Origin of the sequence: Desulfobaculum bizertense DSM 18034 (assembly GCF_900167065.1) — a bacterium.
Taxonomy (GTDB): domain Bacteria; phylum Desulfobacterota; class Desulfovibrionia; order Desulfovibrionales; family Desulfovibrionaceae; genus Desulfobaculum; species Desulfobaculum bizertense.
The window spans coordinates 29,883-54,376 of record NZ_FUYA01000004.1; the positions used below are offsets into that span (position 1 = coordinate 29,883).

Consider the following 24,494-nt stretch of genomic DNA (forward strand, 5'->3'; position numbering starts at 1 on the left):
ACCGTTGGGGTATGAAGGCAGTAGGTATCTTTTATGAGCAACTGCCCGGAAATCTTTCTGTATGAAGGTGAGCAGGAAAAAGATATTGAGAAGCTTACCTTAGAAGAACTCTCTGCTATACATCCTGTATGGAAAACTGATTGTGAAAAATTTGCTCCGTGGAAGAGCGATTCACACGGAGTGTGGTATGCAAAAGCGCAGGAGGGTGCTCCTGTCATTGTGTCTGCACAATGCAATTCCAGTTTAGACCTTGTGAAATCCTTTGCGGAACAGGGAAGGCTCCCGGAGTGGGGGGCTGTTCTTGCTGTGAGCCAACGTTCTGGCCGGGGGCAACTCCGCCGACACTGGGTTTCTCCGGTTGGGAATATTTATGCAGCATGGTATCTGCCTCGTTTTGCTCCAGAATGGGATGCAGTATTGCCTTTGGTACTTGGAGTTTTGTGTGCAGAGACCTTCAAAGAGTATGGAATTCCGGTGCAGGTAAAGTGGCCGAACGATCTTCTTGTGTATGGTAAGAAGATTGGTGGCATTCTCATCGAGGAGCGAGGGGAAAAGGTGTATGCTGGAATTGGCATTAACCTTGTTTCGGCTCCAGAAGATGCAGAAATTCGTGAAAGCTGGTCCCCAAAAGCCTTGTCATTGCAAAAATATGACGGTGTGCCGGGCCCTCTTAGCGTTTGGTTGCAACTTGTGAATCGTGCTGAATGCTGGTACAAGTCCACGTTCTGCTCCCCAGAAGTTCGCAATTTTCTGGAGTATGCCTCGCAAAATATGGCATATATGGAACAGGAAGTTCTCGTCCACGATTCGAACGGCGAGTATCGAGCCACAGTGCTTGGGCTTGCCGAGGATGGGGGACTTATTCTTCTTCGCTCCGGAAAGAGGCATGTCCTCTATACTGGAAGCATATCTCCGGCCTAACCGCCAAGTCTCAAAGCTACCGCGTTCTGCGGAGCAAACGTTACGCATAGGGAGTAAAAGCCTTGTCAGGGAAGAACACGCGAGAAACCTCCTTCGCAGAGGTTCTGGAAAAAGTCCGAGGCAAGCGTATTCTTGTCGCAAACCGTGGTATCCCAGCCCGTCGAATTGCCCGTTCTATCCGAGAGATGTACGGCGCAATCCCCGTCATGACAGCAACAGAGCAGGACAAGACCTCTCCCGCCTCGTCGGGTGTTCAGGAACTTCTCCTGCTTGGGGATAATCCGCGCGCGTATCTCGATATTGATACCATCATCCGAAAAGCGAAAGCAAAAGGCATCATTGCCATTCATCCCGGCTGGGGCTTTGCCGCAGAGGATGACACCTTCCCTGAAAAGTGTCGCAAGGCTGGAATTGAATTTCTTGGCCCGAATTCTGAGCCGATGCGCATTCTGGGCAATAAGGTTCAGGTGCGAGAGCTTGCCAAAAAGCTTGGCGTACCTGTCGTTCCTGGTTCTGATGCGGCAGTGAGCATTCCCGAAGCCCGCGAAGTCGCCAAAGAAATTGGCTACCCGATTATGCTTAAGGCAGAGGGTGGCGGCGGTGGCCGTGGCATCTATGAAGTCTACAAGAAAGAACAGCTTGAAGATGCTTTTTCCAAGGCTTCTGCAATGGCTCAGGCCTCCTTTGGCAATCCTCGCCTCTATGTTGAGCGCCTGCTGACGAGCGTTCGCCACATCGAAATTCAGGTCCTTTCCGATAAATACGGCAATGCCTTTGCTTTTGATGAGCGCGACTGTACCGTTCAGCGTAACCACCAGAAGCTGATTGAAATCACGCCGTCTCCATGGCCGGGAATGACCGAAGAGCTGCGATCCCGCCTGAAGGAGTACGCCCGCCGTCTCGTTTTGGGCGCAGACTACCATTCTCTCGCAACGGTTGAGTTCCTTGTCGATGCGCAGGGTACACCGTACCTCATCGAAGCCAATACCCGACTTCAGGTAGAGCATGGCATTACTGAATGCCGCTACGGTGTCGATTTGGTTGAGGAGCAGATTGCTATTGCTTTTGGCGCTCGCCTTCGTTTTTCCGAGGAGTCAACTCGTCCGCTGAACCATGCTATGCAGGTTCGCGTTAACTGCGAAGATCCCCAGAATAATTTTGCACCAAACTCCGGGCTGATTACTCGATACGTGTCTCCTGGTGGCCCTGGTGTACGAATCGACTCCTGTGTGTGCGCAGGCTACGAATTTCCTTCACAGTACGACTCCGCAGCCAGTTTGCTGGTTGCATATGGCAAGTCATGGAAAAAGACGCTTCGTGTTATGGAGCGTGCCCTTCGCGAGTACCGCATTGGTGGCGTGAAGACGACCTTGCCGTTCCATTTTGAGATTATCAAAAATCGCCAGTTCCGAGATGGTGTGTATGACACCAACTTTATCGCAAAGAATCCTGAGCTGATGAATTATCGCTATCAGGAAGGTGAGGCTCATCGCCTGTCCCGCCTGATTGCAGAAATTTCTGCCAAGGGCTTTAACCCATATGTGCAGCTCGGAGAATACCGAGGCAAGAAAGACAAGCGCATTGGCGGATTTACTCCTGTTCGTCCGTCCAGTGATGTTGCAGAATTCGAATCGCCGTATCCGCGTGGCGATCGTAAGGCTGTCTTGGATTTCCTGCGTGATAGCGACTACGTCCATTTCACGGATACCACGACTCGCGACCAGACCCAGTCCAATACTGGCAACCGTTTTCGCCTTGCAGAAGACGAGTTGATTGGACCATACTTGGATAACTGTGGGTTCTTTTCGCTGGAGAATGGCGGTGGGGCGCATTTCCATGTCGCTATGCTGGCAAACATGACGTATCCGTTCACAGAAGCAGAACGGTGGAATCAGTTTGCTCCCAAGTCACTCAAGCAGATTCTTATCCGCTCGACCAATGTGCTTGGATACAAGCCGCAGCCGCGTAATCTCATGCGTCGTACTGGCGAACTCATTAACCAGCACTATGACGTTATCCGCTGTTTTGATTTCCTGAATCATGTTGAAAACATGCGACCTTTTGCAGAGGTTGCTCTTTCTTCTGAGTCCAACATTTTTGAACCTGCTTTATCCCTTTCTTATGCAAAGGGCTTCACTGTTGAGCACTACCTCGGTGCGGTCGAAGAGATTCTTGGACTGGTCCGACAGGTTGCAGGAGTGAGCAGTAAGCAGGCAGAGAAGATGATTATTCTTGGTCTGAAAGATATGGCAGGTGTGTGTCCGCCCCGCTTTATGCGGAAACTGGTGGGTGCTATCCGTAAGGCACATCCCGATCTGGTGCTTCATTACCACCGTCACTACACAGATGGCTTGTTTGTTCCGGCTGTGGGAGCCGCAGCAGAAGCAGGGGCGCATATCGTTGATACGGCGCTTGGTGCGAGTGTTCGCTGGTATGGGCAGGGTGAAGTTCTCTCCACCGCAGCGTACCTTGAGGATGAGCTGGGCCTGAAGACCAATTTGAATAAGGATATGATTCGTTCCTGCAACTTTATGCTGAAGCAGATCATGCCGTATTATGACCGCTATACCGCACCATATTTCCAGGGTGTGGATTATGATGTGGTCGAGCACGGTATGCCGGGTGGTGCAACGTCCTCGTCCCAGGAAGGCGCCATGAAGCAGGGCTATATTCACCTGTTGCCCTACATGCTGAAGTTCCTTGCAGGAACCAGAAAGATTGTCCGTTACCACGATGTGACTCCCGGTTCTCAGATTACGTGGAATACTGCATTCCTCGCTGTGACAGGAGCGTACAAGCGTGGTGGTGAACGAGAAGTTCAGGAGCTGCTCGATGTTCTGGAATTTGTGGTAAACACACCAGAAAACGAGATGCCGGAAGCTATGAAAACGGCTCGTCTTGCCCTGTACCGAGATTCCAATGACGCATTCCGTGACTTGCTGATGGGTAAGTTTGGCAGAATGCCTCTTGGGTTCCCGCCGAACTGGGTTTACGAGAGTGCGTTTGGTTCTGACTATGTGTGTGCTCTTGAAAATCGCAGTGAGAATTCTCCGCTTGAAACTCTGGCAGAGATTGATCTTGATGCTGAGCGTCAGGAGCTGGCAAGCCGCCTGCGCCGCGAGCCGTCCGAAGAAGAATTTGTTATGTATCTGAACCATCCCGGTGATGCCCTCAAGACCATTGAGTTTGCTGAGACCTTTGGTGATTGCAACAGGGTGCCGCTGGATGTGTGGTTCGAAGGCCTCGAAGTTGGCCGTGAGCTGATGTTCGAAGATACGAACAGGAAGCCGCATTGCATGACAATTCTGCACATGTCTGAGCCTGACGATCAGGGTGTATCTATTGTTCGGTACTCTCTTGATTCTGAGTTCTTTAGCACCGAGATCAAGGTTGCTGAGGCCAAGGGCACAGTCCGTGATGATTTTGAAAAAGCAGATCCTGACAACGCAATGCAGATTGGCGCCCCGTCCAATGGTGACCTCTGGATTATGTATGTGAAGCCCGGCGACATTGTGGAGCAGGGCGAGGAACTGTTCAATATCTCGATCATGAAGCAGGAAAAAGCGGTGCTGTCGCCCATGAAGGGTGTCGTCAAGCGCGTACTCAAGTTTGCTGACTTCCAGCACGACCGAAAAATGGTTCCCGTACGCGGAGGGGAGCTTTTGGTCGAACTTGGGCCAATTCCGCATACCTGCCCAACATGTCGACACATTATCCTTAAGGATGACTTTGTTTTTTGTCCTGCCTGTGGACAAAAACTCCAGTAATATCAATCCGGGCCAAGTCATTGGCCCGGCCTTTTCCTCGGGACCTTATGTTGACGAGGCTCGCTGCAGGAGCGTAATATAATCGCGCATATGACTCTCTTGGAGGGAAAATTGTCTTGACCAAGACCAAGATATTTTCCTAGAGCTGCATCCAGCACGGATACCGTGTTGACTAAAGCAATGTAAGTTTTCCGATCCGCTCTCATAGGAGGAGAGAATGGCCAAAGGACAGCAGAAGGTAGCTGACGCTGAGAAAACGAACGCCAAACCCGCTAAACAAAAAGCATCAAAAGTGGACGAACTCAAAAAGAAAATCGTGCTGTGTGGTGCGGATATCGTTACCATCGGTGAAGAGGCGGAAATTATTGTAGGTGGCAAGAACTACAATACCGCTCTTATCAGTCAGGTCGAAGGTATTAGAGCCCCCCAGTTTAGGGCTATCTCCTCCATCGCGTTCCACAAGCTCCTCGACGAGACCAAAGTCGACGCAGCTCTGGTGAGAACGACTGTTGACGAGGAGTATAAGCGCATCGACTGGAATAGCGAAGAAGTGAACAAGGACACTGAATATCTTCAGAAATTTGTTCGCCGTGTCGCTTTGAAAATTCGTGGAATTCAGGACCAGGAAAAGGGCGTTAGACTTCGCTCTTTCGTCAACAACGTCGTTGATGGTTTTGCAACTTCCCCCGAAGGTATTGACCAGCTCCGCAAGCGTTCTGTCCTCGTGCAGACCGCTATCCTTTCCGTACCGCTACCGGCTGTAGTTGAGAACGAAGTTCGTTCTGCCTACAACGCCATTTGTGGCGAAGCCGGCCTTGAGGATGTCCCTGTTGCAGTTCGTTCTTCTGCCGCAGGCGAAGACAGCCGCAAAAAAGCCTTTGCAGGCCTTCAGGACACATATCTGAATATCGTGGGTGAGGTGAACTGCGCCGAAGCCTACCATTGGGATTGTGCATCCGCTTACAACCTCCGAAGCATGACGTATCGCCGTGAGGCAATTCTCGACGCCATCTCCGAAGCTGAGCGCACTGGCAACGACGCCATTGCAGCGACTGCCAAAGAGGAGTGGGCTATTGAGAACACCTCTCTGTCTGTCTGTATCATGCGCATGATCCGTCCAGAAATTTCTGGTACGGCTTTCTCCGCTGATACTGCTACAGGCTGCCGTGGTACTGATAACAAGGATCTCGTTTCCATCGACGCAAGCTACGGCCTTGGTGAGGCTGTTGTTGGCGGCATGGTAACTCCCGACAAGTTTTATGTCTTTAAGCGTGACGACAGCGCAGAAGTTGTCATCCGCTTCATGGGCTGCAAGGACAAGAAAATTGTCTACGCCCCCGAGGGTGGTACCAAGCTCGTCAAGGTTGATGAGTTCAACACCTTCCAGTGGTCACTGTCTCTCGCTCAGGCAGAAGAAGTTGCTCGTGGCGTTCGCGCCATCAGCAAGGCCTATGGCGGCATGATCATGGATACAGAGTTCTGTATCGATGCTTCTGATCGTCTGTGGTTTGTTCAGGCTCGTCCTGAGACCCGCTGGAACGAAGAATTTGCTACCCACCCGACGACCATCTTTATGCGCCGTCTCGAAGTCGACCCCAAGGCTCTGACCCGTGCTGAAGTTATCGTTGAAGGCAACGGTGCTTCCCGCGGTGCTGGCCAGGGTGTTGTTCGCTTCCTGCGTTCCGCTCTGGAACTCAACAAGATCAACAAGGGTGACATCCTCGCTGCAGAGCGTACTGACCCGGACATGGTTCCTGGCATGCGTATCGCTTCTGGTATTCTCGCTGACGTGGGTGGTGACACCTCTCACGCTGCTATTACCTCTCGCGAGCTTGGCATTCCTGCTGTTATCGGCATTCAGCGTGCTGAGATCCTCCGCAACCTTGATGGTCAGGAAGTGACTGTTGACGGTTCCCGTGGCAAGGTCTACCGCGGTAAGCTGCCTCTTATTGAGGTTGGTGGTGTCATTGATACTGCAAAGCTGCCCAAGACCAAGACCAAGGTTGGTCTTATCCTCGCTGACGTTGGTCAGTCTTTGTTCCTGTCCCGTCTGCGCAATGTGCCGGGCTTCGAAGTCGGGCTGCTTCGTGCTGAGTTCATGCTCGGCAATATCGCTATCCACCCGATGGCTCTGGAAGCATACGACACCGGTCTGTTGCACAAGCTCGTCTCCAAGAAGCTCGAAGAGCTGGACCAGGAGCTGACCAAGCGCGTTCAGGAACAGCTTGCTACTGGCGTTCGTACCCTCGACCTCAAGCTCCGCGAGTATGTCGGTCACGTGACTGGCATCGCAGATCAGCTCAAGACTCTGACTGATCGTGAAAGCACTCCCGGTGGCACTGATGAGGTTCTGGCTATTCACCGTCACATGCGTGAGCTGGACAAGCAGCTTGATCACCATCTTGAGCTGGCTACCCATCGTCTCGACGTGCTCAAAACATCCCGTCATCTTTCTGATCACGTGGCTGTTATCATGGGCTGGGCCGAAGCAATGGAAATGCTCACCGGTAACGAGCCGCACATCCAGAAGCGCCGTGCTGAGCTTCAGGCCAAGATCGACGCACACGTCGCTCTGGTCGAAGGCGATGAGTACATTGCAGACGTGCTGAACCGCATCAGCGAGATGCGTGACGAGGTTTCCCGTCAGGTTGGTCTCTCCAAAGAGATCGAAGAAATCCGCACTCTGCCCGAACGCATTGCAGAAATCATCAAGTCTCGCGGTTATCGCAATGGTCGCGAGCACTACACGCAGACTCTGTCCCAGAACCTGGCTCTCTTTGCCATGGCATTCTACGGAAAGGACATTGTCTACCGTACCACTGACTACAAGTCGAACGAGTACCGCAACCTTATCGGTGGCAGCCTCTTCGAAACATATGAATCCAATCCGATGATCGGTTATCGTGGTGTTTCCAGAAACATCCATGACTGGGAAATCGAGGCATTCAAGCTTGCTCGTGGCGTCTTTGGCGGCAAGAACCTCCAGCTGATGCTGCCCTTCGTGCGCACACTGGAAGAAGCTCGCAGCATGAAGCGTTACCTTGAGCAGGTTCACAAGCTGAAGAGCGGTGAGAATGGTCTTAAGATCATCCTCATGTCCGAGATTCCGGCCAACGCCATTCTCGCCAAGCAGTTCATTCAGGAATTCGATGGCTTCTCCATCGGCTCCAACGACATGACTCAGCTTGTGCTGGCTACTGACCGAGACAACGCTCGACTCCAGCACATCTACGACGAAGAAGATCCGGCAGTTGTCTGGGCAATCCTCGCGACCATCTTCACCGGTCAGAAGTTTGCCAAGAAAGTCGGCTTCTGCGGTCAGGGCGTTTCCAACAGCGAAATCCTCCGTGGCCTCGTCGCAATTGCTGGTATCACCGCCGCTTCCGTTGTTCCGGACACCTACGAGCAGACCAAGCACGACATGGCTGCCGTTGAGGCCCTGAACATTCCGCTTTCCGGTCTCGGCAAGTGGGTGAAAGCTCGTCACCTTGAGCGCCTTATTGAGTTGCTCAAGACCGAGAATTACGGTCACATCCTCAAGAAGTACAAAACTCCTGAGGACTTCCTTGAATGGTACGAGGGTGAGCTGGCTCGCTTTGCACAGCAGCTGCGCGAAAACCTCGACGAAGAGAAAGAACAGTTCTACCGCCAGGAGATGGAGCACTTCCGCGCCACCTTCCACAAGCCTGTGATCTACGCAAGCTGGAACTGGGAAGACACTGTTTCTGATGCTCTGCATCAGGCTGGTTTCGCTTCCTTCAAGGAACAGGAAGAAGCTCTTGCAAAGCAGCGCAAAGCCCTTGGCATTGCCTAGCGCGCATGCTCTTCTTGCAGCATAGAAAATAAACAAAGCCTCCTGTTCCCATTGGGTTCAGGAGGCTTTTTTACGTACAGTAGAGTTATGAGCACGACACATTTAGAATCATGGGTTCAGCACGTTCCACTTATGGCAGAGGGCTATCATCTTGAGTTGATCGACAAGGTCACTGCGATGCGGCGTACCAAGAGCATTTTTCCCCCAAGAGGAATGGAGTTCGCCGCGCTTGAGAAGCTTGCTTTTCAGGATGTTAAAGTCGTCCTTCTTGGGCAGGACCCGTATCATCGCCCCGGTCAGGCGCATGGCCTGAGCTTTTCTGTGCCAGAAGGAACCAAGCTTCCGCCGTCGCTTCGCAATATCTTTAAGGAAATAGATGCAACACTGTATCCTCATCAGAATCGGGAGCATTCAACTGATTTATCCCGCTGGGTGGAGCAGGGGGTATTGCTTCTGAATGCCTCTCTAACCGTTGAAGAAGGCAAGGCCGCCTCGCATTCCCGTCTTGGCTGGCTTGAGCTGACTGCTGCGATTGTGCAGGCTTTGGCTCTCCAGAGGGAGCATCTTGTCTTTCTCCTTTGGGGTGGCGACGCCCGCAAGCGCGGAGAGAACATTGACCGCCGCGCTCACTGCGTTCTTGAGGCTGCGCATCCCTCTCCACTCTCTGCGTATCGTGGCTTCTTTGGCTGCAATCATTTCGCCCTCGCTAATGACTATCTCATTTCGCACAGTAAAACTGCTATCGAGTGGTAGGATTGGTGAGAGAAAATTGGGGGGCTGCCCCAGCACGTGAGTGCTGGATGGGAGGGTGGGGGAAATTGGGGGCCAGCCCCCAAACCCCCGCGTAAGGGAATGATTCCCTTACGTATCCTCAGCGAGTTTGAATTCCATCCACGCTTCGCGTGAATGGAATTCAAACTTGATGAAAATAACGTCGAGAGCGTCTTTCTTTTCTGCGAGTTGCCACCATTTTCTTTCTGAACGCTTGCGTTCAGAAAGAAAGGACTGGAGCGCAAAGAAAAAGAACACACACCCAGTTAATTTGGCCGAAAAAAAGGGGCCGGATGAAGGGGAAAGCCAAAGGCTTTCACTCATCCGGCCCCTTTTATTTCGGGCGAAATCGGGATTCCCAAGGGCCTCGTCCTTGGGCGGAGTCAAGGGGCAGCGCCCCTTGCAGAGCACGAGACGGAGTCTCGTACCCCACCCACCCAAGCGCTGCTAATCAGCAGCCTTTCCCGACTTGGCGAGGTCGAGTTTTGTCTGAATGTTGTTCTTGATCCATCGGGCGTCCCACCACTCAATGGGGTCGACGGGAATGCCACCGACAAAGACGCCAAAGTGAAGATGGTCGCCACCAGCGAGGCCAGTCGCACCTGTGCGGGCGATGATGTCGCCACGGTTCACAGTGTCGCCAGTGTTGACGCCAATCTGGCTCAGATGGGCATAGAGCGTCATTAAGCCACAACCATGGTCAATAATGACAGTGTCGCCATAAATGCCAAAGAAGCCAGTAAAGACAATCTTGCCTGAGTTGGCAGCGGGGACCTTGGCATTCCTGATGGAGGCAAGGTCAATGCCGAGATGGGTCTGATGGTCGACGTCCTTGTCGTGATAGCGGTAAATGCGACGGTCGCCAAAACGGGCACGGTTTGCAGCGTTGGGGAGCCGGAGAAAGCGTCCAGCCCACTGCGGAGTGTGTAACGTCTGCTGTCCGAGTACACGCATGCGGGCGCGGTTCTTAACGCGAAGCTCGCGGTTGACGAGCAGGTAACGCTCAAGCTGGGTCTTGGCATCCGGGAAGTCATCTTCAAACTGCGGCATTTTCGCATTGAGAAAACGGTCTGGCAGATTGATGACATCGTGGCGGAATTTTTTGTTAATCGTGTGGTAATAAAAAGATCCACGGCTGGAGTTACCGGCCTTGTCGGTCGCGATGAGAGCTGGCTGGAACTCCTCTTCCGTGAGGTCCTGCGGGTAAGCAAAGAAACACAGATAGGCACCACTTGGCTGCTGATAGCCGGGGAAAAAGTGGCCTTTGACCTGAATGCCACTTTTGGAGACAGGCTCGTTAACTGTGTATGTAATGGCTGTTGTTCCACCGCGGGCGATGTTGTGCTGGCGGGAGAGAACGAGGATGCGGGGTTTTTCTGTGTCGAGGTCAAACTTCCACTGCTTGATGGAGGTATTCCCCTTGCCCATGTTGTAAATGGAACGGTCGGTGGCTGTCACAGAGATAGTCAGCGAACCGTTTTTGAAGCCGGACTTGCTGAGGTCGAACTCGAGGCTGGAGTGCAGCGGGTCGGCAAAGCTTGTGACGGAGAGGAGAGAGATGCTCTTGTCGCCCTGGCTTGCGACGACGGAAATTTCTTTGATGCCGGTAATGGGGTCCTGCACTTCGAGAACAAAGGGTGCTTCGGTGCCGATGTATCCTTTGTCTGGGGTGAGGGCCAGCTTGGGGGCATCTGTGTCCTTAAAATAGGCTACGAAGCCAAAGGCCGCAGCGGCAAGGACAATAAGAATGAGCGTGTAAATAAGAAATTTTTTCATACCACCAAAACTCGTTTGAGGGGTTTACCAGAATTTCATCTGGGATTGTCGATGAAGATACTCTTAGCAGGATAACTGGTTAGTCGTCTGGTGCCAAGTCATGTCACAAGATTTCTTGGCTGCGCAACGCGGGGCGAGGGCAGGGGAATGTGGCTTTGCGCACACTGCGCAGAGTTGAGAGGACTATGGGGTTGAATGGTTAAACAGTCAAGCCTCTGCGAAAGGTGATGAGATGGCGAAAAACATACTGCATAACTGTGATACGAGCATATACGGGATTAGAGTAAAGCTGTGAGTATGATGCATAAGATTTTTTAAAAGGTGATACAGAGGCGCATACAATTTAAAAGATCTTATAAAATTTACCAAGAGACAGAGAGTTACTCGAAAATATTGGCTATTTCCATTGACGCAAAGCTGTATTTGTGGTCTTTCATCAGCAATATTACTCCACTCACGCAGTGTCGGTGAATAACCTGCTTGAACGGCGAAACAGTGTGTCTTGTCCGGCGCAATGTTCTCTCTGGTCATGCAACTATGGAGGTGTGCTATGAAGTTTTCGATTGGTAGCGGTAAGCATGACGTGATGGCAGCCTTGAAAGAAAAGGGCATCTCACGCCGTGACTTCATGAAATTCTGCGCCGCTGTATCTGCTGCAATGGCAGCCGATGCGACCTTCACTCCCACGAAGGTGGCCGAAGCTCTGACGGCGAAAGAAAGACCCACCGTGGTCTGGTTGCATTTCGCAGAGTGCACCGGTTGCTCCGAGTCTGTGCTCCGCAGCACTGAACCGGACATCGCAACGGTCATCTTTGACGTTCTGTCGCTCGACTACCATGAGACCCTTATGCAGTGTGCCGGTGAGGCCATTGAAGAAGTCTTGCACAAGACTGTGAAGGAAAAAGAAGGGCAGTTTGTGCTGGTTCTCGAGGGTGCTGTTCCGACCAAGGACGGCGGCATTTACGGCAAGGTTGGCGGCAAAACCATGCTGTCCATTCTTGAAGACGTATACCCCAAGGCAAAGGCTACTATCTGCATTGGTAGCTGCTCTGCTTATGGTGGTGTTCAGAAAGCTGCACCAAACCCGACTGGTGCAAAGGGCTGTAGTGAAGCGCTTGGTGGCGCTCCAATGATCAACGTTCCTGGCTGTCCGCCGAACCCGATGAGCTTCATCGGTACGGTCGTGTACTACCTGACCAAGGGTATGCCGGAACTTGATGAATACGGTCGTCCGACCCTGTTCTACGGTGAAACCGTGCATGAAAACTGCCCGCGTCTGAAATACTTTGAAGAAGGTCTTTTTGCGCCTTCCTTTGATTCCGAAGAGGCAAAGAAGGGGTATTGCCTGTATGAACTGGGTTGCAAAGGCCCCGACACATACAACAACTGCCCGAAGGTTCTGTTTAACCAGGTGAGCTTCCCCATTCAGGCTGGCCATCCCTGCATCGGATGCTCTGAGCCAGACTTCTGGGATGAAATGAGCCCCTTCTATGAAGAAGGCTAGTGGCTGCGTGCCACTGGTTAGCGCTTTCCGGTTAAATTTAAGACTCTTGTGATCATGAGGAGGAACTATGGCAAGTTGTAAACCAAAGGCGGCCCCTGTAACTCCTGTTGGAGATTACTCAGGTAAGGTCGTTATCGATCCTATTAACAGAATTGAAGGACACCTCCGCATTGAGGTTGAAGTCGAGAACGGCCGCGTCAAGAACGCATGGTCTAGCTCTCAGCTTTTCCGCGGTCTCGAACTCATCCTTCAGGGCCGTGACCCTCGCGATGCCAAGCACTTTACTCAGCGCTCCTGTGGTGTCTGTACACATACCCACGCGCTGGCTTCGACACGCTGTGTCGAAAATGCCATTGGCGTTGACAAAAAAATCCCTGAAACTGGCGTTATGCTGCGTAACATGCTGCTCGGCGCTCAGTTTATGCATGACCATATCGTGCATTTCTATCACCTCCATGCCCTTGACTGGGTTGACGTCGTAAGCGCTCTGTCTGCTGACCCCAAAAAGTCTGCTGACCTCGCAAACGGTGCTGGCCTTGGCCATCGCAAGCACACGGTGAAGGAACTGGAAGAAACCCAGGCTCGTCTGAAGAAGTTTGTTGGTTCCGGCCAGCTCGGTATCTTCTCCAATGCGTACTTCCTGGAGCCACATCCGGCATACAAGCTTCCGCCCGAGCTGAACCTGCTTGCGACGCATCACTACCTGCAGGCCCTGAAGCTCCAGCTTCTGCCCGCTCGTATGATGGCTATGATCGGTGGCAAGAACCCGCACACCCAGAGCCTCTATGAAGGCGGCATCACCTGCTACGATATCCTCAAGAAGGAAAATCTCAAGAAGTTCAAGGCCCTGTATCAGGAGACCATGACCTTCGTGAACGATACCTACTGGCCGGATATCAAGGCTGTTGCTCCGTACTATCTGGACTGGGGCGCCATTGGCCGCACCACGCACTTTATGTCCTGTGGTGAATTCCCGACCAACGAAGGCGATCCGAGCACCCGCTTTATGCCTTCTGGCGTGATTTACAATCGCGACATCTCCAAGGTTGAAGAATTTGATGGCAAGTACATCGAAGAGGGCGTCAAGTACGGCTGGTACGAAGACGGCGATCCCAAGCATCCTTGGAAGGGCGAAACCAAGCCCATGTACACTGACATGGACCACATGACTTCTGAAGACACCCGTAAGTACAGCTGGATGAAAGCTCCTGAGTACGACGGCAAGTCTACAGAAGTTGGCCCGCTCGCACAGGTTCTCGTTGCCTATGGCAAGAACCATGAGCCGACAGTGAAACTCGTGAATCAGCTGCTGAGCCATCTTGGTGTTGGCCCCGAAGCACTGTTCTCCACCCTTGGCCGTACCGCAGCTCGCTGCATCGAAACCAAGGTTGTTGGCGACGAAATGCTCAAGTGGATCACCACTGTTGAGAAGAACGTTGCCAGCGGCAAGGCCGAAATCATTGCTCCGTTTGAAATGCCCGACAAGGCATACGGCGTGGGCTTTGTTAACGCTCCTCGCGGTACGCTGTCTCACTGGATCGAAATCGAAGGTGGCAAGATCAAGAACTTCCAGCTGGTTGTTCCTTCCACCTGGAATCTCGGACCGCGCCGTGATGACGGTACGCTTGGACCCACAGAAGAAGCCCTTATCGGCACTCCTGTTGCTGATCCTAAGCGCCCTGTTGAAATCCTGCGTACAGTCCACTCCTATGACCCCTGTATTGCCTGTGGCGTGCATGTCATCGATCCGAAGAGCAACGAAGTCTACAAGTTTAAGGTTTGCTAAATCTGTAGACATAATTGCTGAATCGATTATAAATAAACCCGGCCCATCGTATTGGGCCGGGTTCTTTGTTTTTTCAACGGACTGGAGTTTGCGTGACAGATACAGTAAAGAAAATCCTTGTTCTGGGATGCGGTAATATTTTACTCCGGGACGAGGGAATTGGTGTACGTGTTCTGGAAAAGCTGGAAGAGCAGTTTGTCTTTTCCGACAATGTCGAGCTGATAGACGGGGGAACCCGTGGTTTGGTTTTGACAGACCCTATTTCAGAATCTGACTATGTCATCGTTGTGGATGCCGTGATTAACGGTCACGAGCCTGGGACGCTGTACCGTCTTCATGGCGATGACCTGAAACTTTCTCTTGCATTCAAGAACTCGTTCCACGACATGGACCTGCTCGAAACCCTGTGTTGCGTGGAACTCATTACTGGAAAACGTCCTTCGGCGGTGATTGTTGGCATCGAACCGAAGGTGTATCAGACGGACCCGTCACTGGAGATCAGCCAGGTTCTGCTGGACAAGATTCCTGAAATGATCGATATGACGCTGAAAGAGATTCAGGCTGCTGGCGGAAGCTGGACGCCTGTCCCAGCTTCAACTGAGGGGGAAAAAGAGTATGTGTCTGGCCACACCGTGTAAGGTGACAGAACTTTTGGACGACGATCTGGCAAATGTTCAGGTTGGAGATTCGCAGACCTTTGTGAAGTGTTCGCTTTTGCTGCTCAAGGATAAACCTGCGATTGGCGATTACGTGCTAGTGCACGCTGGTTTTGCCATTAGTACGGTCGAGCAGGAAGAAGCCCGCAAGACCCTTGACCTGTTGAACGAAATGAGTGAGCTGGCCGGGGTTCGCCCGGTTGGAAACACCGCGTTTGACCTGTAGTCCTGTATACAAAGAAAGGCCCTTCTCATTGCGAGGAGGGCCTTTTTGTTTTGGGCGAATAAATCTGAGATGGAACTAAATTTCAATGCCCTGTGCGCTTAATGTGTCCATAAGCCGCAGGGTGAGTTTAAGAAAGTCTGCTTCGGTAATGATGCCGACGAGTTTACCCTTGTCCAGAACTGGCAGGCATCCGTATTTGTGCGTCAGCAGAGTTTCGATGGCATCATGCAGGGGAGCCTCAGGGGATACAACATGCACATCCGTGCGCATAAGTTCACGGATGGGAATTCCGAGGTCCAGCTCATCCTGTGTTTCTTTGTCCACATCCGCAAAGCGCGAAAGTGTTGCATCCAGAATGTCGCGGTGTGTGACGAGTCCCTTAAAGTCCATATTCTCGGAGACAATAGGAATATGGCGAATACGGGCCAGAGACATCATGGAGCGGGCTGTCCGAAGTGTATCCAGTTCCCGGAGCGTAAAGACATCTTTTGTCATCAGATCTTTTACAGCGAGCATATCCACTCTCCTTTGTTACATGTTATAGAATAGTCGGCTGAGAGTGAAATGCTGTCAAGCCACGAGCTAAAGAGCCGCGAGTCTGTTGACTTGATTCCAGAAATTTGTTTTTCATCCCATGTCGCCAAGAGTTTTTTTACGGGATGGCCCGTTATATGAGGAGCTTGGGCAAAGAAGGAAGGCACGGTAATGGTTGATTTGCGGCGAAATAGGGAGCGAATGGTCCGCACCCAGATTGCAGCGCGAGGAATTAGAAATACAGCAGTGCTTAACGCGATGCTCAAGATCAAGCGTCACCTCTTTGTTGATGAGGCGCTTCAGGCTCAGGCATATCAGGATCATCCTGTGCCGATTGGGTATAAGCAGACGCTTTCGCAGCCGTACACGGTTGCACTGATGACGGACCTGCTCGATGTCCGCCCGGGGATGCGGGTTCTGGAGATCGGAACAGGGTCTGGCTATCAGGCTGCGGTCCTCGCAGAGCTTGGGGCAGAGGTCTATACTGTAGAGCGCATACCAGAACTGCATGAGATCGCACGTCGACGTCTGCAGGATATGGGCTATGCACGCATTCACCTCAAGCTTGATGACGGCACTTTGGGCTGGCCGGAGCGCGCACCATTTGACAGAATTATTGTCACGGCAGGAGGGCCGGAAATCCCTGCACCTCTTTTGGCGCAGCTTGGAGACCCCGGTGTTTTGCTGATTCCTGTTGGCGGTGCAAAACGCACGCAGGAGCTGATTATGGTGCAGCGTCAGAATGGCACGCTTTCTGAGGAAAACTATGGGAATGTTGCCTTTGTTGACCTCGTTGGCTCTCATGGCTGGTAATGTGTAACCGAGCACAGACTGGGAGCATCATGTCATTTTTACAATCAGTGTTATCTGGTCCTGGACCCCGAACCCGTTCTGAGGCTCTTTTGCTTGCTGCAAAAGGCTTCTGCATGGGCGCGGCGGACATCGTTCCGGGCGTTTCTGGCGGAACCGTTGCCTTTATTACGGGCATCTATGAGCAATTGATCGAAGCGATTCGTTCTGTGAATGCAAAGGCTATTTCTGCGTTTTTGCATGGACGTCTTCACGCAAGCGTTCAGGAAATTCATTTTCGTTTTTTGATTCCGCTGTTTATAGGCCTTGGCTGTGCGCTTGTGAGCATGGCAGGCTTGATGAACTCCCTTATGAAGAATGCACCTGTGCTCACGTGGTCCCTATTCTTGGGGCTGATTGCTGGCTCTGTCCTGCTTGTGAGCCGTGGGGTAGAGAAGTGGAATGCTGCGGCCCTGAGCAGCCTTGTTCTGGGGGCGATTGCAAGTTGGTTCCTTGTTGGGATGCTGCCGGTCTCTACTCCAGAAAGCTGGTGGTTTATTGTCCTGTGTGGAATGATCGCCATATGTGCGATGATCTTGCCAGGAATTAGCGGTGCATTTCTCCTTTTGATACTGGGGAAATACGAGTATATAACCGGTGCCTTGCGTAATCCCTTTGATGGGGGCAACCTGCTTGTCCTGGCAACATTTGCTTGTGGCTGTGTGGTCGGTATTGCTGCGTTTTCGCGATTGCTGCATGTTTTTTTGTCGCGCTACCATTCGCAGACCATTGCATGTCTGACGGGCTTTATGATTGGTGCGTCGCGAAAAGTCTGGCCGTGGAAAGAAGTGCTGGAAAGCAAAATGGTGAATGGCAAGCTGCGGGTGTTGCGGGACACAAATGTCCTGCCGGATCAGTTTGATACGCAGGTCATGTACGCCGTGGGGCTTATGGCACTCGGGTTTGCCCTTGTCCTTCTGCTGGACTATGTTTCCAGAAAAGGGCAAAAAAACGCCTGACACACTGATTTTTTGTGAAAAATTTCTCCTCCCGGTCTGGTCAACCGGCTGGAAAGACTTATTGTCCATATCGTCCAGTGCACTTTTTGCGCTACTGGGAGCTGGAAGACCAGCTTGAAGAATGACGTCTAACACTGAAAGAGGCGAGACGAATGAGTGAATCTGGATGTAGTTCCTGCTCGTCTGGTGGTGGTGGGGAGAAAAAACCCAACGCCAAGCAGATCATTCAGGATCAGATGATCTCCAGCACATTGGAGAAAATCAAGTACAAGCTCTTTATCATGAGCGGCAAGGGTGGCGTGGGCAAAAGCTCTGTCTGCGTAAATACCGCTGCTGCATTGGCTAAACTTGGCTACAAGGTCGGCATCCTTGATGTTGATATTCATGGACCGAGCGTCCCGCGTCTCCTTGGCCTCAAGGGTCAGCTGGACGGCGATTCTCGCGGTGGCCTGATTCAGCCCAAGAAATACAATGAAAACCTTTACGTGGTGTCTATGGATTCCCTCCTGAAAGACACCGATCAGGCTGTGCTCTGGCGTGGTCCCATGAAGACCAATGCCATCCGTCAGTTCATTTCTGACGTGACGTGGGGCGAGCTTGATTTCCTGCTGATTGATTCGCCTCCGGGAACCGGTGACGAGCACATGACCGTCCTGAAGACTATTCCGGATGCGCTGTGTGTTGTCGTGACGACTCCTCAGGAGCTGTCACTTGCTGACGTACGTAAGGCTGTAAATTTCCTCCAGTATGCTCATGCCAATGTGCTGGGTGTAGTGGAAAATATGAGTGGCCTTATTTGTCCTCATTGCCATAAGGAAATCCCGCTGTTCAAGAAGGGCGGTGGTGAACTTTTGGCAGAGAAGTACGCCCTGCCTTTCCTTGGTGCCATCCCGCTGGACCCGACAACGGTTGTCTCCAGTGATATGGGCAAGCCTGTGGTTTACCTTGACGAGGATTCTCCTGCCAAGGATGCACTGCTGCGCATCGCCAAAGAGATCAGCGAAGCCGCTGAAAATAGCCTTGAGGCTATTTCGACCATTCACACCTAAGGGTTTGCAAAAGGCTTGTGCTGGAAGCGGGCATTTTACGGAGTTGACCGCTCCCGAGGAATGCGTCACCTTTTTCAGCGCAGCAGAATGCTGTGAGTGGCTTCGACATGAAGATGACGGGGAGAGAAGGTCTTCCTTTTCTCCCCGTTCTTTTTATGGAATATTAACTGTGCTGTTTCTGATTGGACCGAGCTTTTCGGAAACAGACAGGCAGCGCGGCTGCCTGGATAGTGTGTGCAACAGAACCGCCACCGTGGGCGGTTGGCCCGTCATGAATCATGCTGTGCCATGACGACAGGCCCAACCTTAAGAATCGAAGAAGGGCGGCTGATCCTGATGAAAAAGCTCAATCTTGCCAACAAACTGACTCTGGGACGTATTCTTGCTGTTCCGGTTATTATCCTGCTTCTGTATTTTCCCACAAAAGTGACCTGCCTTATTGCGATGCTACTGTTTATTATTGCTTCGCTGACAGACCTTTTTGATGGGCTGGTGGCTCGCAGAATGGGAATGGTGACCAATTTCGGCAAGTTTCTGGACCCGCTTGCAGACAAGATTCTTGTTGGTTCCGTGCTGATTATGCTGGTAGAGTTGGGATGGGCCCCGGCTTGGGTGACCATTCTGATTATTGCCCGTGAAACCACCGTGACAGGACTTCGCGCTATTGCTTCTGATATGGGGCTGGTGCTTGCTGCGGACCGTTTTGGTAAGCTCAAGACGGTTATCCAGATTTTTGCTCTCTGTCCTTTGCTTCTCCATTTTCCGTGGTTTGGCTTTGACCCACGCCAGCTCGGTATGATTTTCCTGTACCTGGCTCTGGCTATGACGCTGTTCTCCGGCGGGAATTATTTGCGTAAATTTTATTCCCACTGGTCAGAACATCAGGGAGCTGATGCTGCATAGCTCGCGCAGGTGAAAGCGGGTATCCAAAGGAAGGTATTATGGCTCAGATTGACGCATTTCTTGGCATGATGCACGAGATGGGGGCATCTGACCTGCATCTCTCCAGTGGAAGTCAGCCCGTTATTCGCCTGCATGGTGAATTGCAGCGGGTCAAGTTCAAGGTCCTTGAGCACGAAGAGCTGAGGACCATGCTGTTTGAGCTGGCCCCAGAAGAAAAAGTCAAACTGTTTGAAGAAAATGGTGATCTTGACTTTGCGTATGAGGCGCCGGGACTTGCCCGGTACCGTGTGAATTTTTTTCAGCAGGCCAGAGGCATTGCTGCAGTGTTTCGGGAAGTCCCAATCTCAGTGAAAAACATTGATGAGCTGGGGCTTCCCTCTCTTTTGAAAAATCTCAGTGTGCTCCCAAAGGGACTGGTACTGGTCACAGGCCCGACTGGAAGCGGAAAGTCGTCGACCCTTGCGGCGATGGTGGACCACTGCAATGAGACCCTTTCACGTCATATCCTGACTATCGAAGATCCCATTGAATTTGTGCATAGCCCCAAGCAGTCGCTCATTAATCAGCGCGAGCTTGGCCGGGATACCCTGAATTTTCAGGCTGCGCTTCGTGGCGCGCTCCGAGAAGATCCTGATGTGATTCTGGTCGGAGAAATGCGCGACAAGGAGACAATTCAACTCGCTCTTGAAGCTGCTGAAACAGGGCACCTTGTGCTTTCCACCCTGCATACCCAATCCGCAGCAAAGACTGTCGACCGGATTATTGAAGTCTTTCCAGGGGAGCAGCAGGCACAGATTCGTTCAAGCCTTGCAGAGACCCTGCGAGCCATTGTTTCGCAGACGCTGTTCAAGCGTAAGGATGGCTCGGGCCGGGTTGCTGCACTAGAAATTTTGCTTGGGGTTCCTGCTGTGCGGAATCTTATCCGGGAAAACAAAACTTTTCAGCTTCAGTCCGTGATTGAGACAGGCAGGAGTTTGGGTATGCAGACTCTTGATGATGCGATGCTGGACCTTGTGGAGCGTGGGGTGATTCGAGCAGAAGATGCCATTGTTTTTGCAGAGAATTCTTCCCGGTTTCGCGCTCAGCTTGCGGAGAGGAGTTCCTGATGGCTGAATCATGTGAAGCGTTTTTGTCGCGTGTGGTAGAGGCTCATCCCACAGCGTCTGACATTGTGCTGACAGTGGGGCGGCCAGTGCAGGTGATGCAGGACAAGGTGTTTGAAGATGCGGCATGTGAAGGCATGATTACTGAAGGCATGTCCCCGCTGACGCCCAAGAGCTGCGAAGCCTTTGCCATGGGGCTGATGAAAGGGCGGGGAACTGCGTTGCAGGCGTATACGACGCACGGAGCCTGTGATTTTTCGTTTTCTTGTGGAGAGATTCGTTTTCGGGCCAATATCTTTCGACAGATGGGATACCCCTGTGTTGTCCTTCGGCGTTTGCCAGCACAGGTTCCAAGTGCAAAAGACCTGCTGCTTCCGGATATTGTGACGCGCCTTGCGGCACTTCGTCGAGGGCTGGTTCTTGTGACTGGAGCTGCCGGAAACGGGAAATCAACCAGTCTTGCCGTGCTGCTGGAGAAGATTAATTCAGAGCGCGCTGTGCACATTATTACGCTTGAGGACCCTGTGGAGTACATTTATCCACAGAAGCGGGCGGTGATGAGTCAGCGGGAGCTTGGACGTGATTTTTCAGGTTTTGCCGAGGGGCTGCGTTCAGCTCTGCGGCAGTCGCCTCAGGTTCTTATGGTGGGTGAGATTCGGGACCGGGAAAGTCTTGGGATCACCCTCCAGGCGGCTGAGGCTGGGCTGCTTGTTTTTGCAACCCTGCATACGACAGATGCCGGGCAGACACTGAACCGCATACTTGGTATGTTCCCCTCGGGTGAAGAATCTTTTGTGCGGCAGCGACTTGCCCAAAGTTTGGCTGCGGTTGTTTCGCAGCGTTTGTGCGCAAAAAAAGGTGGCGGCCTTGTTCCTGCTGTCGAAGTCTTGCGGTCGAGCTTGCGAATCCGCGAGGCAATCTTGCAGGGAGAGTTACGCGACGGTGTTTTTCGTAAAATTTTGACGGAGTCTGGATCTCAGGGAATGTGCTCGATGGATCAGAGTGTCCTGTTTTTGCACGCAAAAGGGCTGTTGACAGAAGAGAGCGTTTTTGAAAACGCTACGGATGTCACTGCCGTTCGGCAAGAGTTGGACCGTTGGAGAGCCAAAAGCGGCAAATCGACATCTTCCCTCAAGGGGCTTACACTCGACGATGATTATGAGTGGAGCGCGTTTTAGGCGAGAGAACGTCCACGAGTTCTGAGCAGAAGTCGTTTTTTTCTTTCATAACGTGTGGAATTCCTATATGAACCGGGCGATGCCTACGTGACAGAGTTGCCTCCGGGGGCAATTCGGGGCTATGAAAGACGCTAGGGTGGGCATGAATGAGACGCGGACTTCAACCAGATGGAAAATCATGGATTCCAAGAATGCAGTCCTCCAGACCAGACTCTTAAACTGTCTGGAAACAATCGTTGAGCTGGAGCAGGACCTAGAACGCCTGCAGCTTGGGCACGTGTTGCTTGACGAATTCAGCCAGCTCAAGGCGTTTATGAAACGCATAGATCAGGTTCATGTTGAGGAAGAAGATGTCCGGCGCATAGAGCGCGCCACATCGAATTTTCTGGAAGAGCTGCGCGCTCCGCTGCAGCTCGCTTCGACCTCGCAGGACCGTCCGAAACTTGTGCAGTAGAATGGAGCGTTGTGAAGCGGATTTTCCTTATTTTTCTCGTTCTCTTGAATCTTTTTTTGATGTTTCGCCTTGTGATGAGCGATCAGGGCGTCTTTGGCTATCTTGAGTTGCGAAAAGATTCTGCTCGAATGCAGCAGGAATTGGATCAGACAAAAGTGCAGGCAGAGGACCTGTCGCACGAAATTCGCCTTCTCAAGTCGAACCGTGATTATCTCATGGACATAATCCGCAAGCGAATGAACTATCTGGGGCACGATGAGATTGTGTATGTTTTTTCCGGCCCCAGTGAAGACGTAGCAGATCAGCATACAGGAGCTGCACCACATGCAGGCCAAGATTAAATGGTTTCAGGAAGTCCTTGAACTGGACCCCGCATCTCGAGTCTTTTTGCCGCTGGCAGAGCTGTATAAACAAAACGGTCAGCTTGAAGAAGCTGCAAAAACCCTGCGCAGTGGTTTAGAAAAAAATCCCAATACTTTCGAAGCCCGAATGCTGCTGGTGGACGTGCTGGCACAGCTTGGGCTTCATGACGAAGCACAGCAGGAAGTCTGTGCTGTTACAAATATTTTGTCCCGTTACCCGTCTTTTTGGACGGTTTGGGCGCAGGGCTGTGCCTCAGAGCAGCAGGATGTAGCCCTGGCGCTTCAGTATATTGCCGCAAGACTGTCTGGCGTTGATATGTCGTGGCAGCGGGTGCTGGAGCAGGGGCTTTCTTCTCTGCTTGGGGCACCTCAGGCACAAGTTGCTCCGTCTTACAAAGAGCCAGAAACCGTAACGCCCAAGAAAGTCGGTGCTGCGGACCTGATTCAGGATGCGGCTGCTGCCATGGCAGAGCTTGAGTCTCAAAGCTCGGAGACTGTTCCGTCCTTTGCGCCAGCAGAATCAGCTCCCGTCGAAGAGCGTGGCGATGACGGCGCTTTTGTTGAAGAAGCCCCGTTGACAACGCGTACCCGCACCATGGCCGAGCTGCTTTTGCAGCAGGATGACTACCGGGGTGCACTGGAAATTTTCCGTGAACTGTATGAAGCCGCACCACAAGGCTCTGCTGAGGCTGATGAGCTGGCAGTGCAGATTGAGGCCATCGAAACAAAGCACGGAAAGACTCCCCCAAAAAAAGAGACAGAACCAGAGCCGGATATGCCTGTGGTTCCCGAAATAGAAGATGTTCCAGAGGGGGCAGAGATGCCCGGCAAGCAGCAGCTTGTGAGTACTCTTGAGGCTCTTGCAGACAGGCTTGAGGCTCGGGCCGAAAAGTAGTTTCTCTTACCGTTTTGCAAGCGAAGGCAAGGCCGCTGTTCTGGGGAGCAGGGCCTTGTTGTGTAAATGACAGGAAAAGTTCGGACTTGCCCTAATGCCTGTCTTCTGTCACACCTTGCTGACGACAACGGGGGCCTCGGCCTCACGACTTATTTTTATAAGGGGTTTGTTTTGAAAAAAAGATCAGCGCTCGTCTGTGCCGTTCTTGCAGCCACTCTTTGTATGCAGGGTTGCTCAACGTGGAAGGATTCCTTGAAAACTTCCAAGCGCGTGTACAAGGAATATATTAATGTCGATCCGACGATTGACCTTGAAAAACAAGATTATTCCACTGATGAAGAAAAACTTTCGGTGCTGTTTAGCCCGGTAGACAAGAACCTGGAAAAACTCACCATCCATCTGAATCGGCAGGACACAGTGCCTTCAGAAAAATGGATTGAAGGTCTTTTTTCCACTTATCCCTGGATTAGCGGTGTGCTGGCTTGCGACCTTGAGGGCAATCTTGTTATGCAGCGTCCTGACGCTGGCATGAAGCCTATCAACATTAAGCCGCTTCTGGCTGAAGAGCCGGAAGAATACCGTTCCCGCACCCTGCGGGCCTATGTGGATGAAACTCCGCTTGGACCGGAAGTCTATGTTGCGACGCCTCTTTTCCGAGGAAACGATCCGGTTGGCCTGCTTGCTATCCATTTTGACCTGCGCAAGCTCCTTGATTTTTGTCCAGAACCCCAGAATCTTATGGTCTTTACGCCTGCACAGGTGCTGTGGGCTGGAGCGAACAAGGGCCTGACGCAGCAGCTTCTCGCGCAGGACTGGGAAAATATTTTGAAAGAAGATGTGTCTGGAACGATGGATATTGAGGGACAGGAAGTCCTGTGGCTCGTTCGTCGTATTGCCGGTGCGCATATTCTTTACGCTGTAGAAGCGGCGTCTGGAGAGTAGTTTCTGGACGTGTCTGTTCTGCAAAATGTTGCAGAACGCCCCGAT

21 protein-coding genes are annotated in these 24,494 nt (G+C 52.1%); 18 read left to right on the forward strand and 3 right to left on the reverse strand.

The features are described from left to right. Positions 1-33 precede the first annotated feature (33 nt). The 4 genes from B5D23_RS06795 (at position 34) to ung (ending at position 9,255) form a co-directional block, all read left to right on the forward strand. The gene (locus B5D23_RS06795) at positions 34-921 is read left to right on the forward strand and encodes a biotin--[acetyl-CoA-carboxylase] ligase (RefSeq protein WP_078684671.1); all 888 of its coding nucleotides are present in this window, start codon (positions 34-36) and stop codon (positions 919-921) included. 62 nt (positions 922-983) lie between these two features. Beyond that, complete coding sequence (locus tag B5D23_RS06800; RefSeq protein ID WP_078684672.1) at positions 984-4,688, forward strand: pyruvate carboxylase; 3,705 nt, start codon at positions 984-986, stop codon at positions 4,686-4,688. 217 nt (positions 4,689-4,905) lie between these two features. Then, positions 4,906-8,502: a PEP/pyruvate-binding domain-containing protein gene (locus B5D23_RS06805; RefSeq protein WP_078684673.1), complete on the forward strand. Its 3,597-nt coding sequence runs from the start codon at positions 4,906-4,908 to the stop codon at positions 8,500-8,502. 87 nt (positions 8,503-8,589) lie between these two features. Next, the gene (gene ung, locus B5D23_RS06810; RefSeq protein WP_078684674.1) at positions 8,590-9,255 is read left to right on the forward strand and encodes a uracil-DNA glycosylase; all 666 of its coding nucleotides are present in this window, start codon (positions 8,590-8,592) and stop codon (positions 9,253-9,255) included. A 108-nt stretch (positions 9,256-9,363) separates the two neighbouring features. Here the strand turns inward: ung and B5D23_RS15035 are convergent, their stop codons facing one another. Together B5D23_RS15035 and B5D23_RS06820 are read right to left on the reverse strand one after the other, a co-directional pair. Beyond that, on the reverse strand, positions 9,364-9,531 hold the full coding sequence (locus B5D23_RS15035) for a hypothetical protein (RefSeq protein ID WP_159445944.1): 168 nt from the start codon (positions 9,529-9,531) through the stop codon (positions 9,364-9,366). 189 nt (positions 9,532-9,720) lie between these two features. Then, positions 9,721-11,049 carry a M23 family metallopeptidase gene (locus B5D23_RS06820; RefSeq protein ID WP_200803638.1) on the reverse strand — a complete coding sequence of 443 codons (1,329 nt, stop codon included), beginning with the start codon at positions 11,047-11,049 and terminating at the stop codon, positions 9,721-9,723. A 550-nt stretch (positions 11,050-11,599) separates the two neighbouring features. Between B5D23_RS06820 and B5D23_RS06825 the strand changes: the two genes are divergently transcribed. From B5D23_RS06825 to B5D23_RS06840, 4 genes are all read left to right on the forward strand, one after another. Beyond that, positions 11,600-12,553, forward strand: coding sequence for a hydrogenase small subunit (locus B5D23_RS06825; RefSeq protein WP_078684676.1), 954 nt, complete (start codon positions 11,600-11,602; stop codon positions 12,551-12,553). Positions 12,554-12,620: 67 nt separating this feature from the next. Beyond that, complete coding sequence (locus B5D23_RS06830) at positions 12,621-14,339, forward strand: nickel-dependent hydrogenase large subunit (RefSeq protein ID WP_078684677.1); 1,719 nt, start codon at positions 12,621-12,623, stop codon at positions 14,337-14,339. Between the two features lie 92 nt (positions 14,340-14,431). Then, positions 14,432-14,977, forward strand: a complete 546-nt coding sequence (locus B5D23_RS06835; RefSeq protein ID WP_078684678.1) for a HyaD/HybD family hydrogenase maturation endopeptidase — start codon at positions 14,432-14,434, stop codon at positions 14,975-14,977. Next, a complete protein-coding gene (locus tag B5D23_RS06840; protein WP_078684679.1) occupies positions 14,955-15,221 on the forward strand; it encodes a HypC/HybG/HupF family hydrogenase formation chaperone in 267 nt (88 codons plus the stop codon). The genes B5D23_RS06835 and B5D23_RS06840 overlap by 23 nt, the downstream gene beginning before the upstream one ends. 75 nt (positions 15,222-15,296) lie before the next feature. Here B5D23_RS06840 and B5D23_RS06845 read toward each other — a convergent pair whose 3' ends face one another. Next, on the reverse strand, positions 15,297-15,737 hold the full coding sequence (locus B5D23_RS06845; RefSeq protein WP_078684680.1) for a CBS domain-containing protein: 441 nt from the start codon (positions 15,735-15,737) through the stop codon (positions 15,297-15,299). Positions 15,738-15,926: 189 nt separating this feature from the next. Here B5D23_RS06845 and B5D23_RS06850 point away from each other — a divergent pair, with 189 nt between their 5' ends. From B5D23_RS06850 to B5D23_RS06895, 10 genes are all read left to right on the forward strand, one after another. Beyond that, the gene (locus tag B5D23_RS06850; protein WP_078684681.1) at positions 15,927-16,568 is read left to right on the forward strand and encodes a protein-L-isoaspartate(D-aspartate) O-methyltransferase; all 642 of its coding nucleotides are present in this window, start codon (positions 15,927-15,929) and stop codon (positions 16,566-16,568) included. Positions 16,569-16,597: 29 nt separating this feature from the next. Continuing rightward, positions 16,598-17,563 (forward strand): DUF368 domain-containing protein, encoded by a 966-nt coding sequence (locus B5D23_RS06855; RefSeq protein ID WP_078684682.1) that lies wholly within the window; start codon positions 16,598-16,600, stop codon positions 17,561-17,563. 152 nt (positions 17,564-17,715) lie between these two features. After that, positions 17,716-18,612 carry an Mrp/NBP35 family ATP-binding protein gene (locus B5D23_RS06860; protein ID WP_078684683.1) on the forward strand — a complete coding sequence of 299 codons (897 nt, stop codon included), beginning with the start codon at positions 17,716-17,718 and terminating at the stop codon, positions 18,610-18,612. Between the two features lie 336 nt (positions 18,613-18,948). Further along, entirely contained in the window at positions 18,949-19,515 is a 567-nt protein-coding gene (gene pgsA, locus B5D23_RS06865) for a CDP-diacylglycerol--glycerol-3-phosphate 3-phosphatidyltransferase (protein WP_078684684.1), read from the forward strand. Between the two features lie 38 nt (positions 19,516-19,553). Then, positions 19,554-20,621, forward strand: a complete 1,068-nt coding sequence (locus B5D23_RS06870; RefSeq protein WP_078684685.1) for a type IV pilus twitching motility protein PilT — start codon at positions 19,554-19,556, stop codon at positions 20,619-20,621. After that, on the forward strand, positions 20,621-21,796 hold the full coding sequence (locus B5D23_RS06875; RefSeq protein WP_078684686.1) for a type IV pilus twitching motility protein PilT: 1,176 nt from the start codon (positions 20,621-20,623) through the stop codon (positions 21,794-21,796). Before B5D23_RS06870 ends, B5D23_RS06875 begins: the two co-directional genes overlap by 1 nt. A gap of 178 nt (positions 21,797-21,974) precedes the next feature. After that, positions 21,975-22,250: a hypothetical protein gene (locus B5D23_RS06880; protein ID WP_200803639.1), complete on the forward strand. Its 276-nt coding sequence runs from the start codon at positions 21,975-21,977 to the stop codon at positions 22,248-22,250. Positions 22,251-22,261: 11 nt separating this feature from the next. Beyond that, positions 22,262-22,591, forward strand: coding sequence for an FtsB family cell division protein (locus tag B5D23_RS06885; RefSeq protein WP_144012576.1), 330 nt, complete (start codon positions 22,262-22,264; stop codon positions 22,589-22,591). Beyond that, positions 22,575-23,507: a tetratricopeptide repeat protein gene (locus B5D23_RS06890; protein ID WP_078684687.1), complete on the forward strand. Its 933-nt coding sequence runs from the start codon at positions 22,575-22,577 to the stop codon at positions 23,505-23,507. Before B5D23_RS06885 ends, B5D23_RS06890 begins: the two co-directional genes overlap by 17 nt. A 252-nt stretch (positions 23,508-23,759) precedes the next feature. Continuing rightward, entirely contained in the window at positions 23,760-24,449 is a 690-nt protein-coding gene (locus B5D23_RS06895) for a hypothetical protein (RefSeq protein WP_144012577.1), read from the forward strand. Positions 24,450-24,494 lie beyond the last annotated feature (45 nt).